2 protein-coding genes are annotated in these 1,765 nt (G+C 67.4%); one reads left to right on the top strand and one right to left on the bottom strand.

Features of this window, described 5'->3' with window-relative positions; translation table 11 throughout:
• The coding region (locus tag J0A65_RS22915; protein WP_206596613.1) for a DUF998 domain-containing protein at nt 1-665 on the bottom strand (665 nt) is incomplete at its 3' end.
• Nucleotides 666-702: 37 nt separating this feature from the next.
• On the opposite strand from J0A65_RS22915, the gene J0A65_RS22910 reads away from it, so the two are divergent.
• Complete coding sequence (locus J0A65_RS22910; protein ID WP_206596612.1) at nt 703-1,572, top strand: LysR substrate-binding domain-containing protein; 870 nt, start codon at nt 703-705, stop codon at nt 1,570-1,572.
• Nucleotides 1,573-1,765 lie beyond the last annotated feature (193 nt).

Raw genomic sequence — 1,765 nt, 5'->3', positions numbered from 1 at the left:
AGGCCGAACAGCTGGTCACTGGCAACCGCCGTGGCCATCAGCCACACCGTGACGATCGCCAGCACCAGGCACAGGGCCGAGAACAGCGCCAGCCCGGGCGACTGCAACAGCCGCCGCGCCAGCACGATCCACAGGGCGCAGGCCAGCGTCAGCGAGACAAACATCAGCAGCCCAGCCAGGTTGTGCAACTGCTGCGACAGCGACGGTTGCGCTGGCGCACAGCCCTGGTCGCAGGCGAAATAGCCGGCGCCCAGGCTGCCCAGGCCATGCAGGCCGATCAGCAGCGCACTGAGCAATGCCAGCTTCGAACCAGGAAAGCGGCGCGCCATGCCCAGGCCGAAGAGAATGAACAGCAGCCCCAGTGGCAGGTTGTTGACCCAGGCGGAAAAACCATGGGTCGGAGCCCCCTGCGCGCCCAGCTCGCTCATGGCCTGCTGCAGGTGGCTGTAGCCGGGGTAGGCCAGCGCCGTCAGCGCCACGCCGAGCAACAGCCAGCAAGGAATCAGCACACCACTGCCCAGCAACACCCGATCACTCGTCTTCAGCACGACACGCTCCTTCACTCCGTCGATGACAGCGCCACCGGCAACGGTGGCAACCCGGCGACATGCTAGGCAGGCCAGGGCGCGGGCGTTACCGATTTTTTTGCAAGGCAGCTTGCACATGCGTCATCCTGTCGCGCCTCGCACACGGACGGCCAGAATGAGCAGACGCCTACCCAGCACCGCCGCACTACTGGCCCTGGAAGCCGCCGCTCGCCACCAGAGCTTCGCCCGCGCCGCCCAGGAGCTGTCGCTGAGCGAAGGCGCGATCAGCCGGCAGATCGCCAAGCTGGAAGACTTCCTCGGCGTGCGCCTGTTCCACCGCGTCGGCAACCGCGTCGAGCTGTCCACTGCCGGTGCCGGCTACGCCACGCAGATGCGCACGCTGCTGGCCGACATCGAGCGCCACACCCGGCAACTGACCCAGCGCGCCAGCGCCGACAGCGCCCTGGAGATCGGTGTCCTGCCGACGCTGGCCAGCCGCTGGCTGATCCCGCGCCTGGTGCATTTTCGCCAGTTGCACCCGGATATCCAGATCAACCTGCGCGAGCGCACGCAGCCGTTTTCCCTGGCGGACAGCGAGCTGCACGCGGCGATCCATCATGCCCACCTCGACTGGCCGGGGATGCAGGTCCAGGCCCTGTTCGAGGAACCGCTGATCGCCGTCTGCCACCCGCAGCTGGCGGCCCGGCCGGCCGGGCAGATGCCGCTGCTGCACAAGCACGAGAGCCCCTTCGGCTGGGCACGCTATGCCGAGCTGAGCGCCTTGGCGCTGGCCCACACGGACCAGGGGCCGGTGTACGACCGCTATGCCCTGCTCATCGAGGCCGCCAAGGCGGGCATCGGCATGGCCCTGGTGCCGCGCCGCTATGTCGAGCAGGAGCTGGCCGATGGGCGCCTCAGCGCGCCCTGGCCGGTGCTGGCGGAACTGGCCAAGCGCTACGTGCTGGTCACCCGCCCCAACGCCGAGTCACCGCCTGCGCTGGCGCTGTTCCAGGCCTGGCTGCTGGAGCAGAGCGCCACACGCTAGTCGGCACGCCGCGAAGTGACCCAGGCGCCCCAGAACAGGCTGGAGAAGAACCGCTGCGCCGGGCCGAAGCCGCTGTCGTCGAGCAATAATAAAAATTCATATTTATCATCCAGTGCATTTCCATGAGGAATTCACCTCTTACCCCCTGTGCCACGAGCAGCGCCACGCTGATATAGTCCCCCGATCAATCCCG

This window comes from Bowmanella yangjiangensis, from assembly GCF_017255015.1.
GTDB classification, from domain to species: domain Bacteria; phylum Pseudomonadota; class Gammaproteobacteria; order Enterobacterales; family Alteromonadaceae; genus Bowmanella; species Bowmanella yangjiangensis.
Note: the sequence above shows the minus strand (reverse complement) of the source record. Positions and strands in the feature narration are given on the sequence as shown.